This is a genomic window from Thiocystis violacea, assembly GCF_016583575.1.
GTDB classification, from domain to species: domain Bacteria; phylum Pseudomonadota; class Gammaproteobacteria; order Chromatiales; family Chromatiaceae; genus Thiocystis; species Thiocystis violacea.
Window position 1 is genome coordinate 1 of sequence record NZ_NRRG01000061.1, and the last position, 15,079, is coordinate 15,079.

Below are 15,079 nucleotides of genomic sequence, written 5' to 3' on the forward strand. Positions count from 1 at the left end.
GGCGGGGGATCCACCCTCCAACGCCCTGGCGCGGCGGCTGCGCGAATGGCCCTTCCGGATCGAGCGTCTCAAGACCGGCACTCCGCCGCGCCTCGATGCGCGCACCATCGATTTCAGCCGGCTCGCCGAGCAGCCGGGCGACGATCCGGTTCCGGTCTTCTCCTATCTCGGATGTCCCCAGGACCATCCGCGTCAGGTCAGTTGCCATATCACCCATACCAATGAACGCACGCACGACATCATTCGTTCCGGACTCTTGCGTTCGCCGCTCTTCACCGGCGTCATCGAGGGGGTCGGACCGCGCTACTGTCCCTCGATCGAGGACAAGATCGTGCGCTTCGCCGACAAGACCTCGCATCAGATCTTCATCGAGCCGGAGGGGCTCTCGACCCACGAGGTCTATCCCAACGGCATCTCCACCAGCCTGCCCTACGACATCCAGGAGGCGCTGGTGCGCTCGATCATGGGCCTGGAGCGGGCGCATCTGACCCGGCCCGGCTATGCGATCGAATATGACTTCCTGGATCCGCGCGATCTCGGGCCATCGCTGGAAAGCCGCCATCTCCAGGGACTCTTCCTGGCCGGCCAGATCAATGGAACCACCGGCTACGAGGAGGCCGCCGCCCAGGGCCTGCTGGCCGGGGCCAATGCCGCGCTCCAGGTTCAGGCGCGCGAGCCCTGGCATCCGCGCCGCGACGACGCCTATCTCGGGGTCATGGTCGACGACCTCATCACCCGTGGGACCAGCGAACCCTACCGCATGTTCACCAGTCGTGCTGAGTACCGGCTCATGCTTCGCGAGGACAATGCCGATCTGCGCCTGACCGAAATGGGGCGCCGGCTCGGACTGGTCGGGGACGATCAATGGCGGCGGTTCGAGGAAAAACGCGAGGCGATCGAACGCGAGCGCGAGCGTTTGCGAGACCTCTGGGTGCGTCCCGAAACACTGGATCCGACTCTGGCCACCCGGATTTTGGGCGAGCCCCTGCGTCGCGAGGCGCGCGCCCTGGATCTGCTGGCGCGTCCCAATGTGGGCTACGCGGGGATCCGCGCGCTCAGCGGCGATCCGCCCGAGCCGGTCGCCCCGGAGGTCGCCGAGCAACTGGAGATCCAGTCCCGCTACGCGGGTTACATCGGCCGTCAGAGCGCCGAGATCGAGCGTCAGCGCGAGCAGGAGCTCAAGGTGCTGCCGGATGATTTCGATTACGACCAGGTGCGTGGACTCTCCGTCGAGGTGCGCGAGAAGTTCAATCGGGTCCGCCCGGCGACCCTGGGTCAGGCGGGGCGGATTCCGGGTGTAACGCCGGCGGCGGTTTCCCTGCTGCTGATTCATCTCAAGCGCCAGTCCGCCCGGCCATGAAGGAATCACACCGCCTGGAGCTTGACGCGGTCGCGCGTGGGGACATCGAAACCCGTCTGGACCAGGGCGTCGCCCAGCTTGGGCTGGTCCCGACGCCGGAGCAGCGGGGGCGCTTGCTCCAGTTTCTCGATCTGCTGAGGCGCTGGAACCAGACCTATAACCTGACCGCCGTCCGGGATCCGCTCGAGATGGTCGCCCGGCATCTGCTCGACAGTCTCTCCATCCAGCCCTTCCTGTTCGGCGAGACCCTGCTGGATATCGGCACCGGAGCCGGTCTGCCGGGTCTGCCGCTGGCGATCCTCTCGCCCGAGCGCCGCTTCTGGCTGCTCGACGGCAACGGCAAGAAGGTCCGTTTCGTGCGCCAGGCGGTCATGGAACTTGGACTGGACAACGTGGAGCCGGTCCAGGCGCGTATCGAGACATACCGGCCGGGGCTGAAATTCAGTACCATAGCGAGCCGCGCCCTGGCCGCCGACGACATCCTGCGCGGCCCGACCCTGGATTGGCTGGCGCGTCCCGGCCGGCTGCTGCTGATGAAGGGCCGCCTCGCGGAGGCCCAGGCCGGGATCCCCGGCCTGTCCCCGGCGTCGCTGACCATTCACCGGCTGACGGTCCCTTTCCTCGACCTTCCACGTCATTTGTTCGAACTCCGGAGTGATTGAGCCGACCATGGTCAACATCATCGCGATCGCCAATCAGAAGGGCGGCGTCGGCAAGACCACCACGGCGGTCAACCTGGCCGCCTCGCTGGCCTCGATGAAGCGTCGCGTCCTGCTGGTGGACCTGGATCCCCAGGGCAACGCCACCATGGGTTGCGGGATCGACAAGCATCGCGTCGACTACACCGCCTGCGACCTGCTGCTGACGGACATCCCCATCGCGGACTGCATCCAGCGCGTCACCGAGCCGGCGCCCGGATTCGATCTGCTGCCGTCCAACGCGGATCTGACCGCCGCCGAGATCGGACTCATCAGCTCGGACGACCGCGAGCGGCGTCTGAGCAAGGTTCTGGGCGGCGCGGCCGAGGCCTATGAGCTGGTCATCATCGACTGTCCGCCCTCGCTCAACATGCTCACGGTCAACGCCCTGGTCGCCGCGCGCGGGGTGCTGATCCCGATCCAGTGCGAGTATTACGCCCTTGAGGGGTTGTCCTCCCTGCTCGACACCATTGAGCAGATCCGCGAGAGCCGCAATCAGGAGCTGCGTGTCGAGGGAATCCTTCGGACCATGCACGATCCGCGCAACAATCTGGCGAATCAGGTCTCGACCCAGCTCATCACCCACTTCAAGGATCAGGTGTACCGCACCATCATCCCGCGTAATGTCCGGCTGGCCGAGGCGCCGAGTCATGGTCAATCGGCCCTAATCTACGATCCACTCTCGAAGGGCGCGATCGCCTATCTGTCGCTCGCGAGCGAGTTGCTGCGACGTTACGAAAAACGCCGCCACGCGGCTTGACTGGACAGCGAATGGATAGCGATCAGAAATCCTTGACGAAGAAGAAGGGCCTGGGGCGGGGTCTGGATGCCCTGCTCGGAGCGGCGCGCGCGCCCGTGGTCAGCCTGGATGTCGCGAGCGAGCCGGTCGCGGATCCGCGTTTGGCCGAGTCGCTGGTCCATCTGCCGCTGGAGCATATCCAGCGCGGCCGCTACCAGCCGCGCCGCGACTTCGATCCGGACGCGCTGCGCGAGTTGGCCGATTCCATCGTCGCCCAGGGTGTGATCCAGCCGATCGTGGTGCGACCCCTGGCCGAGCCCGGCGAGACCGGCGCGCGCTACGAGATCATCGCCGGCGAGCGCCGCTGGCGCGCCTGCCAGCAGGCCGGTCTGGTCAGGATCCCGGTTGTCGTTCGCGAGGTCGACGAACCCTCGGCGCTGGCGATCGGGCTGATCGAGAACATTCAGCGCGCCGATCTGAATCCGCTCGAGGAGGCGGGCGCGCTGGAGCGGCTGATCAGCGAGTTCGCCCTGACCCACCAGCAGGTCGCCGAGGCGGTCGGCAAGTCGCGCACCATGGTGACCAATCTGCTGCGTCTGCTGGAGCTGAACCCGGACGTCAAGGAGTTCCTGGAACAGTCGCGGCTGGAGATGGGGCATGCCCGCGCGCTCCTTGGGCTCAAGGGGGCGGCTCAAAGTCGTGCCGCGCGTCAGGTGGTGGCGGGCGGGCTCTCGGTGCGCGAGACCGAGCGGCTGGTGCGGCGTCTCCAGCAGGAGGACGCCGGAGAGGAGGTGCCGGCCCGGCCGGCGGAGGATCCCAACATCCGGCGGCTCCAGTCCGATCTGACCGACAGGCTGGGCGCCAGGGTCCAGATTCAGCACGGCCACCGGGGGGGCGGCAAGCTGGTGATCGCCTACAACAATCTGGACGAACTCGATGGAATTCTCGCGCATATTCAGTGAGGCCGGTCGTGCGCGGAAATAGCTCTCCGACCCCGGTGCCGATCAATGGCCTCATCAAAAACTCCGTGGTTGCGTTGACCCTATATCCGCGACCGCTTATACTTCGCGGCTTATGGGCGTCGCGCCCATCCCATTCATGATGACCCGATGCAACAGCCGGACGCTCTCCAGGCCAGGCGGATACTAAAGAATCAGTTGATTCTAGGTTTGGTTCTGGTGGTTTTAGCCCTGTCGTTCGGCGCTCCAATCGCGATTTCAGTCTTGGTCGGGGCGGGAATTTGCTTGTTGGCGAATGCTCTGCTCGCGGCCCTGGTGTTTCGCGGCTATCGCGCCCAGGCCATCGGATCCTTGGTTTTACGTTTTTATGGCGCCGAGGCCGCCAAGATCGCGCTGATCCTCGCGCTCCTTGGCGCGGCCTTCGCGACATACGATGAATTGAATGTACCGGCGTTGCTTGGGGCCTATTTCGTGGTCCAGGTGATCCCAACCCTGATTGCCGCTCGCATGGGCAGCCGAACCACGTAGTGAGAGATGATCGATGGCTTCTTCCGAAACCCTCACCTCCCAGGAATACATCCAGCACCATCTCACCAACCTGACGCTTGGTTGGCATCCCGAGCACGGGCTCCAGTTCGCTCACGACAGCGCGGACGCGGCTCAGATGGGTTTCTGGGCGATCAATGTCGATACCATGTTTTTCTCGATCCTGCTGGGATCGCTCTTCATCTGGTTCTTCAAGGGCGTCGCCGAGCGCGTGACCGCTGGCGTACCGGGTGCCGCGCAGAATTTCGTCGAATGGATCGTCGATTTCGTCGAGGAAAACGTTCGCGGTTCCTTCAGCGGTAAGAATCCCATGGTCGCCCCCCTGGCGCTGACGATTTTCGTCTGGGTCTTCCTGATGAATCTGATGGATCTCATTCCGGTCGATCTGATTCCGCATCTGTTCGCCCAGTTGATGGCGGTGTTCGGCGCGGATCCGCATCACGTCTATTTGAAGGTCGTGCCCACGACGGATCCCAATGCCACCTTCGGCATGGCCCTGGCGGTCTTTTTCATGGTGCTTTATTACAGCATCAAGATGAAGGGGGTCGGCGGTTTCCTGGGTGAGTTGACGCTTCAGCCGTTCGGTAAGTGGGGCATGCCCGCCAATCTGATCCTGGAGGGTATCAGTCTGCTCTCCAAGCCCGTTTCGCTCGCTCTGCGTCTTTTCGGCAACCTCTATGCCGGCGAAATGATCTTCATCCTGATCGCCTTGCTGTACGGCGGCGGTGTCGTGCTGGCCACGACCGCGGGTGTGCTGCAATTCGTCTGGGCCGTGTTCCACATCCTCATCATCACGCTTCAGGCGTTCATCTTCATGGTGCTCACCATCGTCTACCTGGACATGGCGCATCAAGAACATCACTGATCGCCCGGGCTGTTCGCGCTCGACCCTTTTTCTTTCAACTGACGATTCAGTCTCAACTCATTGACCCTGGGGGAACTCATGGAACTCGAAGTCGCACAAGCCTTTGCTATGGCCATCAAATTCATCGGCGCGGGCCTCATGCTCGGTCTTGGTGCCGTTGGCGCCGGCGTGGGTATCGGTATCCTCGGTGGGCGTTTCCTGGAAGGCGCGGCCCGTCAGCCCGAGCTGATCCCGATGCTTCGTACCCAGTTTTTCATCGTCATGGGTCTGGTCGACGCGCTGCCGGTTATCGCGATCGCCATGGGCCTGTATCTGATGTTCGCTGCCTAACGATGCATCCGGCTCCGGCCGGGTCGAGGACACTTGCCTGTCATTCTGACTAGGTCCGAGGCAAAGGCACAAGGCAACGCTATGAATATCAATCTGACACTCTTTGCCCAGATGATCACCTTCGCGGTGTTCGTCGGGTTCTGCATGAAGTATATCTGGCCGCCCATCGTGAATGCGTTGGCGGAGCGTAAGGCCAAGATTTCCGAGGGCCTGGCCGCTGCGGAGCGTGGTCACCAGGAAAAGGCGCTTGGCGAGCAGCGCGCGCTGGAGCTGTTGAAGGATGCCAAGGCGAGCGCCGCCGAGGTCGTCACCCAGGCTCAGAAGCGGGCCACCGACATCATCGAGGAAGCCAAGGTCGATGCGCGCTCGGAAGGCGATCGTCTGGTCGCCGCCGCTCAGGCGGAGATCGAGCGCGAGACCAATCGCGCCCGCGAGGAGTTGCGCGAGAAGGTCGCCCTTCTGGCCATGGCCGCCGCCGAGAAGATCCTCCAGAAAGAAATCGACGTGCGGACCCACCGTTCGATCGTCGACGATTTCGCCAAGCAGCTCTAAGGGAACACCATGGCCGGAGATATGACCACCATCGCGCGGCCTTATGCCGAGGCCGCCTTCGAACGTGCCCGGGAGGCTGGCCGGCTCGACGTCTGGTCCGAGGCCCTGGCGCTTCTGGCGGCGGTGACGTCGGAGGCCCGGTTGGCCGAGCAGATCGGAAATCCGACCGTGCCGCGCGAGCTGATCCGTGACCTCATTCTTGAGGTCTGCGGCGATGCCCTTCCAGCGGAGGCCGCGAACCTGCTGCGTTTGCTCGCGCTCAATTCACGTCTCGCGGCCATCCCGGAGATCGCGCGGCTCTTCGAGGAGCGTCGTATCGCCGATCAAGGCGTGCGTCACATCCTGATCCGCAGCGCCTTCGAGGTTGAAGACGATCAGCGGGAGTCCCTCGCCCAATCCCTCGCGAAGCGCTTTGGCGGTCAGGTCGACTTGACCATCGAGACCGATAGCGCCTTGCTTGGCGGAATCGAGATTCGCACCGGGGACCTCGTCATCGACCATTCCGTGCGCGGCAAGATCAAGCAACTGGCCCACGCTTTGCAATTCTGAACTGGACACCGCCATGCAACTGAATCCTTCCGAGATCAGCGATCTCATCAAACAGAAGATCGAGAAATTCGAGCTTCAGACCGAGGCCCGTACCGAAGGCACGGTCGTCAGCGTGACCGACGGCATCGTGCGTATCCACGGCCTGTCCGATGCGAAGTATTACGAGATGCTCGAGTTTCCGGGCGATACCTACGGACTGGCGCTGAACCTGGAGCGTGACTCGGTTGGCGCGGTCGTGCTGGGTAGCTACACGCATCTCTCGGAGGGCGATTGGGTGCGCTGCACCGGCCGCGTCCTCGAGGTTCCGGTCGGCGAGGGTTTGATGGGTCGCGTCGTCGACGCGCTCGGCAATCCGATCGACGGCAAGGGTCCAATCGAGGCGGCGGGAACCTCGCCGATCGAGAAGGTCGCTCCCGGCGTTATCTCCCGCCAGTCGGTCGACCAGCCGGTTCAGACCGGCCTCAAGGCGATCGACGCCATGGTTCCGGTCGGGCGCGGTCAGCGCGAGTTGATCATCGGCGACCGTCAGACCGGCAAGACCGCCGTGGCGATCGATGCCATCATCAATCAGAAAGGCACCGGCGTTAAGTGCATCTACGTGGCGGTGGGACAGAAGAACTCCTCCATCGCGGCCATCGTGCGCAAGCTCGAGGAGCACGGCGCCATGGACCACACCATCATCGTCGCGGCGGCGGCGGCCGAATCGGCGGCCATGCAGTTCCTGGCCCCCTATGCCGGCTGCACCATGGGCGAGTACTTCCGCGACAAGGGCGAGGACGCGCTGATCGTCTATGACGACCTGACCAAGCAGGCCTGGGCCTATCGTCAGGTCTCGCTGCTGCTGCGCCGTCCTCCGGGTCGCGAAGCCTATCCGGGCGACGTCTTCTATCTGCATTCGCGTCTCCTAGAGCGCGCCGCGCGCGTCAATCCGAACTACGTCGAGAAGATGACGAACGGCAAGGTCACCGGCAAGACCGGCTCGCTGACCGCCCTGCCCATCATCGAGACCCAGGCCGGCGACGTGTCCGCCTTCGTGCCGACCAACGTCATCTCGATCACCGACGGTCAGATCTTCCTGGAAACCGACCTTTTCAACGCGGGTATCCGTCCGGCCATCAACGCCGGTCTGTCGGTATCGCGCGTCGGTGGCGCGGCCCAGACCAAGATCATCAAGAAGCTCGGCGGCGGTATCCGCCTGGCGCTGGCTCAGTATCGCGAACTGGCGGCCTTTTCGCAGTTCGCCTCCGATCTGGACGAAGCGACCCGCAAGCAACTCCAGCGCGGCGAGCGCGTCACCGAACTCATGAAGCAGTTCCAGTATTCGCCGATGAGCGTCGGTCAGATGGCCATCTCGCTGTTCGCCGCGAACGAAGGCTACCTGGATGACGTGGACGTCAAGAAAGTCGTCGACTTCGAGCGCGCCCTGCAGAGCTACATGAAATCGGCACGAGCCGATCTGCTGGCCAAGATCGACGAGACCGGCGACTACAACGACGACATCCAGCAGGGCATGCACGCCGCGATCAAGGATTTCAAGGCGAACAACACCTGGTAAGACAGCCGCCAGTCATCAGCCGCCGGCCTTCACTGGAGGCCAGGTCGGCTGGCGTGGTGCGTTTTGACAAGTATCGAACCTCCGCCACCCACCGCTGAAAGGCCGGTGGCTGGTCGCTGGAGGCTGGGAGTTAAAAATGGCAGGCGCCAAAGAAATCCGCACCAAGATCGCGAGCATCAAGAGCACGCAAAAGATCACCAAGGCCATGCAGATGGTCGCGGCATCCAAGATGCGCAAGGCCCAGGACCGCATGTCCGCTTCCCGCCCCTACGCGGAGAAGATGCTCCAGGTCATCAGTCATCTGGCCAACGCGACGCCGGAATACCGGCATTCCTACATGGCGGTCGAGCGCGAACGCAAGCGTATCGGTTACATCGTCGTCTCCTCCGATCGTGGTCTCTGCGGCGGTCTGAACAGCAATCTGTTCCGCCGTCTGGTCACCGAAATCAAGGAACAGCGCGCGGCCGGCGTCGAGACCGTCTTCTGTACCATCGGCTCCAAGGCGCTCGGGTTCTTCAAGCGCTTCGGCGGCGAGGTCAAGGGACAGGCGACGCATCTCGGCGACAAGCCGCACATCGAGGATCTGATCGGCACGGTCAAGGTCATGCTCGATGCCTTCGAGGCCAAGCAGATCGATGCCATCTATGTCGCTAGCAATGAGTTCGTGAACACCATGACCCAGCGTCCGGTGATTCGCCAGTTGGTTCCCATCGTCGGTGGCGAGCGTGACTCCATGCCCTACCACTGGGATTACATCTACGAGCCGGATGCCCGCACGGTCCTAGACGCCCTGCTCACGCGCTATATCGAATCGCTCGTCTATCAGTCGGTGGTCGAGAACGGCGCCTGCGAGCAGGCCGCCCGCATGGTCGCGATGAAGTCCGCCTCGGACAATGCCGGCAACCTGATCGGCGAGCTTCAGCTCGTCTACAACAAGGCGCGTCAGGGGGCCATCACGCAGGAAATCTCCGAGATCGTGGGCGGCGCGGCCGCTGTGTGACGACGCCGACCGTGGCGGGCGCCCGATTTGGCACCAGATCCAGACAGAATCGCTAGAGGCCGCAAGGCACAAGAGGAAAAGACTATGAGTTCCGGTAACGTGGTGGAAATCATCGGCGCCGTCGTGGACGTTCAGTTTCCGCGCGGTGAGATGCCCAAGGTTTACGATGCCCTTAAGATCGACTCGGTCGGCTTGACGCTTGAGGTTCAGGCGCAACTCGGCGATGGCGTGGTGCGGACCATCGCCATGGGTTCGACCGACGGCCTGCAGCGCGGCGTCGACGTCGAGTCGACGGGCGCGCCCATTAAGGTGCCGGTCGGTCAGGCGACCCTGGGGCGCATCATGGACGTGCTGGGCAACGCCATCGACGAGATGGGCGACGTCCAGAGCGAGGAGCGCTGGGCCATCCACCGCGAGGCTCCGAAGTTCGAGGATCAGGCGACCTCGACCGAGATCCTGGAGACCGGCATCAAGGTCATCGACCTCATCATGCCGATCGCCAAGGGCGGCAAGGTCGGCCTCTTCGGCGGCGCCGGCGTGGGCAAGACCGTCACCCTGATGGAGCTGATCCGCAACATCGCGGCCGAGCATTCCGGCTTCTCGGTGTTCGCTGGCGTCGGCGAGCGCACCCGCGAGGGCAACGACTTCTATCACGAGATGAAGGAGTCGAACGTTCTCGACAAGGTCGCCCTGGTTTACGGCCAGATGAACGAGCCTCCGGGCAATCGTCTGCGCGTCGCCCTGACCGGTCTGACCATGGCCGAGTTCTTCCGCGAGGAAGGCCGCGACGTGCTGCTGTTCATCGATAACATCTACCGTTACACCCTGGCCGGCACCGAGGTGTCCGCGCTGCTCGGCCGCATGCCCTCCGCCGTGGGCTACCAGCCGACCCTGGCCTCCGAGATGGGCGCCCTGCAGGAGCGCATCACCTCCACGCGCACCGGCTCCATCACCTCCTTCCAGGCGGTCTACGTGCCGGCGGACGACCTGACCGACCCCTCGCCGGCCACCACCTTCGCGCATTTGGACGCGACCCTGGTGCTCTCGCGCCAGATCGCCGAGCTGGGCATCTACCCGGCCGTGGATCCGCTGGACTCCACCAGCCGCATCCTGGATCCAAACGTCGTCGGGACCGAGCATTACGAGACCGCCCGCGCCGTGCAGGGGACGCTCCAGCGTTACAAGGAGCTCAAGGACATCATCGCCATCCTGGGCATGGACGAGCTCTCCGACGACGACAAGCTGATCGTCTCGCGCGCCCGCAAGATCCAGCGCTTCCTGTCCCAGCCCTTCTTCGTCGCCGAGGTCTTCACCGGCTCGCCGGGTAAGTTCGTGTCCGTCAAGGACACCATCAAGGACTTCAAGGCGATCGTCAACGGCGACTTCGACCACCTCCCCGAGCAGGCCTTCTACATGGTCGGCGGGATCGACGAGGCGGTGGCCAAGGCCGAGAAGATGGCCAGCTAAGGGGGATTACCCATGGCAATGACAATCCGCGTCGATATCGTCAGCGCCGAGGGCGCGATCCACTCCGGACCCGCCACCATGGTCTACGCGACCGCGGAGATGGGCGAGGTGGGTATCGCCCCGCGCCATACGGCCTTCATCAGCCGTCTCAAGCCGGGTGATGTGCGGGTGGAGAACGAGAAGGGCGAGCAGGAGAGCTTTTATGTCTCCGGCGGCATGCTCGAGGTCCAGCCGAACGTGGTCACGGTTCTGGCCGACACGGCCATCCGTGCGCGCGACCTGGACGAGGCGGCGGCCATGGAAGCCAAGCGCCGGGCCGAGGATGCACTCGCCGGCCATGTCGCCGAGTTCGAGTACGCCAAGGCCCAGGCCGAGTTGGCCGAGGCCGTGGCTCAGCTTCGCGCGATCGAAAAGCTGCGCAAGATGAAGCGCGGCTGATCGGTTCGACCCTTCGGGATTCCGCTCGGCATCCCCTCGCGAACGCCCCCGGTCATGATGACGGGGGCGTTCGTGTTTGTGTTCTGGTTACACGACTGGAGACAGGCATGGCTAAATCCGATCAGGTCATCACCCAGGGCAAGCTGGTGTCCCTGACCTACAGCATTCTCGCTCTCGACGGCGAGGTTCTGGAACAAACGGATCTCCCGGTCACCTATATCCACGGCGGTCAGGTCGAACTCATCGGCGGGATGGACCGGGCCATCGGCGGCAAGGGGTCCGGTGACGAGGTGGAGATGCTGTTGGGACCGGACGAGGGATTCGGTCCCTGGGATCCGAGTCTGACCTTCGCCGACGATCTGGACAACGTCCCCGAGGAGTTTCGTCACCTTGGCGCCGAGGTGCCGATGCGCAACGATCTCGGGGAGGTCAAGACCTTCCATGTGACGCGGATCGCGGATGGGAAGCTCATGATCGACGGCAATCATCCGCTGGCCGGCAAGCCGCTCAGGGTCCACGTCCGCGTCCAGGACGTCCGCGATCCCACCCACGCCGAACTGAGCGCGGATCTGGGCGCCGGCCATGAGTCGGTGGGTCGGCTTCACTGAGGCGCTTCAGCGCGGCTCCATTCAAGGGAATCGAATCCATATGAAGATCGGTGTCGTGATATTGGCCGCCGGCCTCGGAAAACGCATGCGTTCGCGCCTGCCCAAGGTGCTGCATCCGCTCGCCGGCCGACCGCTGCTGGCGCATGTACTCGCCTCGGCGGCCGAACTGGATCCGGCGTGCGTCGTCGTGGTCCACGGCCATGGTGGCGATCGGGTGCGAGCCGCGCTTTGCGGGCATGAGTGTCTCTGGGCCGAGCAGGCCGAGCAGCGCGGCACGGGTCACGCGGTCATGCAGGCGATGCCGGCCATGGCCGGCATGGATCGGGTGCTGGTGCTCTATGGCGATGTGCCGCTGATCTCGTCCGAGACGCTCGCGCGTCTGCTGGAGACGAGCCGGGAGACGCCCTTGGGTCTCCTGACCGCCGAGCTTGCCGATCCCGCCGGCTACGGCCGGATCCTGCGCGATGCCGATGGTCGTGTGACCCGGATCGTCGAGGAACGGGACGCGACCCAGGAGGAGCGGGCCATCCGGGAGATCAATACCGGCTTTCTGGTCGCGGACCGGGCGCGGCTGGAGGCTTGGCTCGCCCTGATCGGCGACGACAATGCCCAGGGCGAATACTATCTGACCGATATCGTCGGACTCGCCGCCCGCGAGGGCGCGCGGATCGCGACGGCGCGGCCAGGCTCGCTGCCCGAGGTCGCGGGGGTGAACGACCGCGTCCAGCTCGCGGAGCTGGAGCGCATCTTCCAGCGTCGCGCGGCGGATGACCTCATGCGCTCCGGCGTGACCCTCGCCGATCCAACCCGCTTCGATCTGCGCGGTCGGCTGGAGGCGGATCCCGATGTGAGTATCGACATCAACGTGATCATCGAGGGCGAGGTCCGACTCGCCTCGGGGGTTCGGATCGGCCCCAACTGCCTGCTGAAGGATTGCGTCATCGGTCCGGACACCCTGGTCATGGCCAACTGCGTCATCGAGGGGGCCGAGGTCGGCGCGAACGCCCGGATCGGTCCCTTTGCCAGGCTGCGCCCCGAGGCTCGGCTCGCCGACGACACCCATGTCGGCAATTTCGTCGAGGTCAAGAAGTCGACGCTCGGTCGCGGCAGCAAGGTCAATCATCTCACCTATCTGGGCGATGCCGAGGTGGGCGCGGGCGTGAACGTCGGCGCCGGCACCATCACCTGCAATTACGACGGCGCCAACAAGTTCAAGACCCGGATCGGCGACGGCGCCTTCATCGGCTCCAACACGGCCCTGGTCGCTCCGGTGTCGGTGGGGGAGGGCGCCACCATCGGCGCCGGATCGGTCGTGACGCGCGACGCCCCCGCCGGGCAATTGACCCTGACACGCGCTCGCCAAACCACCATCTCGGGTTGGCAACGTCCCAAGAAGACCACCTGATTCGATTCTAGAGGGAGCCCTTCATCATGTGCGGAATCGTCGGCGCCATTGCTCAACGTCCGGTCGCGGCCATCCTTCTGGAGGGACTGCGTCGGCTCGAATACCGGGGATACGATTCGGCCGGCCTCGCGGTGCTGGAGGAGGGGGGCCGGCTCAATCGCGTGCGCACCCTCGGCAAGGTCGCCCGTCTGAGCGAGGAGGTCGCGGCGAATCCGCTCAAGGGCACCCTGGGCATCGCCCATACCCGTTGGGCGACCCACGGCGAGCCGGCGACCCATAACGCCCACCCGCACCTCAGCCATGAGCGCTGCGCGCTCGTCCACAACGGCATCATCGAGAATCATGAGACGCTGCGGCGCGAGCAGATCGCCGCCGGGCATGTCTTCACCTCCGAGACGGATACCGAGGTCGTGGTCCATGCCATCCACGACGAGCTGGAGCAGGGGCATGCGCTGATTGAGGCCGTGCGTCTGGCCGCGACCCGGCTGCGCGGCGCCTATGCGCTCGGCGTGATCGACGCGCGGGATCCGGAGCATCTGGTGGCCGCGCGTCAGGGCAGTCCCCTGGTCATCGGGGTCGGTTTCGGCGAGCACTTCATCGCCTCGGATGTCTTCGCCCTGCTGCCGGTCACCAACCGTTTCATCTTCCTTGAGGAAGGCGACATCGCCGAGCTGACCCGCGAAGGAACGCGGATCTGGGACCGCGATGGTCAATTGGTCGAACGGCCGGTCAAGACCTCATCGGTCGCCGTCGATGCCGCCGAGCGCGGCGCCTATCGGCACTTCATGCTCAAGGAAATCTTCGAGCAGCCCCAGGCCATCGCCGACACCCTCCAGGGACGCATGGCCGGCGACCGTGTCCTGCCGGAGACCTTCGGCAATCAGGCCTCCGAGCTGTTCCAGCGGATCCGCTCGGTCACCATCGTCGCCTGCGGTACCAGCTACCACGCGGCGCTCGTCGCCCGTTACTGGATGGAGGCGGTGGCGGGTGTCCCCTGCCAGGTCGAGGTCGCGAGCGAATACCGCTACCGTCGGCATGTGGTCCCGGAACAGGCCCTGTTCGTGACCATCTCCCAGTCGGGGGAGACGGCCGATACCCTGGCGGCCCTGCGTCAGGCCAAGGCGTCGGGCTACGACACCACGCTGGCCATCTGCAACGTGCCGGAAAGCTCGCTGGTGCGTGAGTCCGATCTGGTCTTTCTCACCCACGCGGGACCGGAAATCGGGGTGGCCTCGACCAAGGCCTTCATGACGCAACTGGTGGCCTTGCTCCTGCTTACCGTGGCCATCGGACGCTTCCATCGACTCGACGCGGCCGGCGAGGCGAGGCTGGTGGCGCTTCTGCGCTCCCTGCCGGCCAGGATCACCGAGGTTCTGGCGCTCGATGGGGTCATCGCCGTGCTCGCCGAGCAATTCGTCGACAAGCATCACACCCTCTTCCTTGGTCGTGGCGAACAATATCCCATCGCCATGGAGGGGGCGCTCAAGCTCAAGGAGATTTCCTACATCCATGCCGAGGCCTATCCGGCGGGCGAGCTCAAGCATGGACCCCTGGCCCTGATCGACGATCAGATGCCGGTGGTGGCGGTCGCGCCCAATAATGGACTGCTGGAAAAGCTCAAGTCGAATCTGGAGGAGGTTCGCGCGCGCGGTGGCCAGCTCTTCGTCTTCGCGGATTTCCAGGTTCCGTTGGAAGAGGTCGAGGGCGTCACGGTCATCCGCCTGCCCGAGACCGACGAGCTGATCGATCCCATGGTGTTCACGGTTCCGCTCCAGTTGCTGGCCTATCATGTCGCCGTGCTCAAGGGGACGGACGTGGATCAGCCGCGCAATCTCGCCAAATCCGTGACGGTCGAATAGGCGCGCTTGCCTGGATTGAGAGCTGGTTGGCAAACACATTGGTCCGGGTTCCCTACACTGCGGGCATGAATGGCTCTGGTGTGCCCGTTTCACGAGGATCGCCGAGTCGGTCGCGCGCGAAAGCAGAAAGCTGATTTCCGGCCAGGGCC

The 15,079-nt window shown here is 64.4% G+C and carries 16 protein-coding genes; all 16 read left to right on the forward strand.

The window, feature by feature from the left end; genetic code table 11:
- Positions 1 to 1,360, forward strand: a 1,360-nt coding sequence (gene mnmG / locus CKO27_RS20435; RefSeq protein ID WP_200376772.1) for a tRNA uridine-5-carboxymethylaminomethyl(34) synthesis enzyme MnmG, incomplete at its 5' end; no start/stop codon positions are given.
- Positions 1,357 to 2,022: a 16S rRNA (guanine(527)-N(7))-methyltransferase RsmG gene (gene rsmG / locus CKO27_RS20440; RefSeq protein ID WP_200376773.1), complete on the forward strand. Its 666-nt coding sequence runs from the start codon at positions 1,357 to 1,359 to the stop codon at positions 2,020 to 2,022. The genes mnmG and rsmG, both read left to right, overlap by 4 nt.
- A 7-nt stretch (positions 2,023 to 2,029) precedes the next feature.
- On the forward strand, positions 2,030 to 2,818 hold the full coding sequence (locus tag CKO27_RS20445) for a ParA family protein (protein ID WP_200376774.1): 789 nt from the start codon (positions 2,030 to 2,032) through the stop codon (positions 2,816 to 2,818).
- An 11-nt stretch (positions 2,819 to 2,829) separates the two neighbouring features.
- Complete coding sequence (locus tag CKO27_RS20450; protein WP_200376775.1) at positions 2,830 to 3,759, forward strand: ParB/RepB/Spo0J family partition protein; 930 nt, start codon at positions 2,830 to 2,832, stop codon at positions 3,757 to 3,759.
- 147 nt (positions 3,760 to 3,906) lie between these two features.
- Positions 3,907 to 4,284 (forward strand): ATP synthase subunit I, encoded by a 378-nt coding sequence (locus CKO27_RS20455; RefSeq protein ID WP_200376776.1) that lies wholly within the window; start codon positions 3,907 to 3,909, stop codon positions 4,282 to 4,284.
- A 13-nt stretch (positions 4,285 to 4,297) separates the two neighbouring features.
- Positions 4,298 to 5,167 carry a F0F1 ATP synthase subunit A gene (gene atpB / locus CKO27_RS20460; RefSeq protein ID WP_200376777.1) on the forward strand — a complete coding sequence of 290 codons (870 nt, stop codon included), beginning with the start codon at positions 4,298 to 4,300 and terminating at the stop codon, positions 5,165 to 5,167.
- A gap of 78 nt (positions 5,168 to 5,245) precedes the next feature.
- Positions 5,246 to 5,497 (forward strand): F0F1 ATP synthase subunit C, encoded by a 252-nt coding sequence (gene atpE, locus CKO27_RS20465; RefSeq protein WP_007042874.1) that lies wholly within the window; start codon positions 5,246 to 5,248, stop codon positions 5,495 to 5,497.
- Positions 5,498 to 5,578: 81 nt separating this feature from the next.
- The gene (locus CKO27_RS20470) at positions 5,579 to 6,049 is read left to right on the forward strand and encodes a F0F1 ATP synthase subunit B (protein ID WP_200376778.1); all 471 of its coding nucleotides are present in this window, start codon (positions 5,579 to 5,581) and stop codon (positions 6,047 to 6,049) included.
- Positions 6,050 to 6,058: 9 nt separating this feature from the next.
- Entirely contained in the window at positions 6,059 to 6,598 is a 540-nt protein-coding gene (locus CKO27_RS20475) for a F0F1 ATP synthase subunit delta (protein WP_200376779.1), read from the forward strand.
- A gap of 13 nt (positions 6,599 to 6,611) precedes the next feature.
- Entirely contained in the window at positions 6,612 to 8,153 is a 1,542-nt protein-coding gene (gene atpA, locus CKO27_RS20480) for a F0F1 ATP synthase subunit alpha (protein ID WP_200376780.1), read from the forward strand.
- Between the two features lie 136 nt (positions 8,154 to 8,289).
- Positions 8,290 to 9,153: a F0F1 ATP synthase subunit gamma gene (gene atpG / locus CKO27_RS20485; RefSeq protein WP_200376781.1), complete on the forward strand. Its 864-nt coding sequence runs from the start codon at positions 8,290 to 8,292 to the stop codon at positions 9,151 to 9,153.
- An 84-nt stretch (positions 9,154 to 9,237) separates the two neighbouring features.
- On the forward strand, positions 9,238 to 10,620 hold the full coding sequence (gene atpD, locus CKO27_RS20490) for a F0F1 ATP synthase subunit beta (RefSeq protein ID WP_200376782.1): 1,383 nt from the start codon (positions 9,238 to 9,240) through the stop codon (positions 10,618 to 10,620).
- Positions 10,621 to 10,632: 12 nt separating this feature from the next.
- Positions 10,633 to 11,058 (forward strand): F0F1 ATP synthase subunit epsilon, encoded by a 426-nt coding sequence (locus tag CKO27_RS20495; RefSeq protein ID WP_200376783.1) that lies wholly within the window; start codon positions 10,633 to 10,635, stop codon positions 11,056 to 11,058.
- 107 nt (positions 11,059 to 11,165) lie between these two features.
- Complete coding sequence (locus tag CKO27_RS20500; RefSeq protein WP_200376784.1) at positions 11,166 to 11,666, forward strand: FKBP-type peptidyl-prolyl cis-trans isomerase; 501 nt, start codon at positions 11,166 to 11,168, stop codon at positions 11,664 to 11,666.
- A 40-nt stretch (positions 11,667 to 11,706) separates the two neighbouring features.
- The gene (gene glmU / locus CKO27_RS20505) at positions 11,707 to 13,071 is read left to right on the forward strand and encodes a bifunctional UDP-N-acetylglucosamine diphosphorylase/glucosamine-1-phosphate N-acetyltransferase GlmU (protein WP_200376785.1); all 1,365 of its coding nucleotides are present in this window, start codon (positions 11,707 to 11,709) and stop codon (positions 13,069 to 13,071) included.
- A gap of 26 nt (positions 13,072 to 13,097) precedes the next feature.
- The gene (glmS, locus tag CKO27_RS20510) at positions 13,098 to 14,930 is read left to right on the forward strand and encodes a glutamine--fructose-6-phosphate transaminase (isomerizing) (protein WP_200376786.1); all 1,833 of its coding nucleotides are present in this window, start codon (positions 13,098 to 13,100) and stop codon (positions 14,928 to 14,930) included.
- Positions 14,931 to 15,079 lie beyond the last annotated feature (149 nt).

Bases quoted from the DNA above. Each gene is read 5' to 3' on its own strand.
- glmS (WP_200376786.1), top strand. From the start codon at position 13,098: ATGTGCGGAATCGTCGGCGCCATTGCTCAACGTCCGGTCGCGGCCATC.
- atpA (WP_200376780.1), top strand. From the start codon at position 6,612: ATGCAACTGAATCCTTCCGAGATCAGCGATCTCATCAAACAGAAGATC.
- atpE (WP_007042874.1), top strand. From the start codon at position 5,246: ATGGAACTCGAAGTCGCACAAGCCTTTGCTATGGCCATCAAATTCATC.
- CKO27_RS20500 (WP_200376784.1), top strand. From the start codon at position 11,166: ATGGCTAAATCCGATCAGGTCATCACCCAGGGCAAGCTGGTGTCCCTG.
- CKO27_RS20470 (WP_200376778.1), top strand. From the start codon at position 5,579: ATGAATATCAATCTGACACTCTTTGCCCAGATGATCACCTTCGCGGTG.
- rsmG (WP_200376773.1), top strand. From the start codon at position 1,357: ATGAAGGAATCACACCGCCTGGAGCTTGACGCGGTCGCGCGTGGGGAC.
- atpG (WP_200376781.1), top strand. From the start codon at position 8,290: ATGGCAGGCGCCAAAGAAATCCGCACCAAGATCGCGAGCATCAAGAGC.
- CKO27_RS20495 (WP_200376783.1), top strand. From the start codon at position 10,633: ATGGCAATGACAATCCGCGTCGATATCGTCAGCGCCGAGGGCGCGATC.
- atpB (WP_200376777.1), top strand. From the start codon at position 4,298: ATGGCTTCTTCCGAAACCCTCACCTCCCAGGAATACATCCAGCACCAT.
- glmU (WP_200376785.1), top strand. From the start codon at position 11,707: ATGAAGATCGGTGTCGTGATATTGGCCGCCGGCCTCGGAAAACGCATG.
- atpD (WP_200376782.1), top strand. From the start codon at position 9,238: ATGAGTTCCGGTAACGTGGTGGAAATCATCGGCGCCGTCGTGGACGTT.
- CKO27_RS20445 (WP_200376774.1), top strand. From the start codon at position 2,030: ATGGTCAACATCATCGCGATCGCCAATCAGAAGGGCGGCGTCGGCAAG.
- CKO27_RS20455 (WP_200376776.1), top strand. From the start codon at position 3,907: ATGCAACAGCCGGACGCTCTCCAGGCCAGGCGGATACTAAAGAATCAG.
- CKO27_RS20475 (WP_200376779.1), top strand. From the start codon at position 6,059: ATGGCCGGAGATATGACCACCATCGCGCGGCCTTATGCCGAGGCCGCC.
- CKO27_RS20450 (WP_200376775.1), top strand. From the start codon at position 2,830: ATGGATAGCGATCAGAAATCCTTGACGAAGAAGAAGGGCCTGGGGCGG.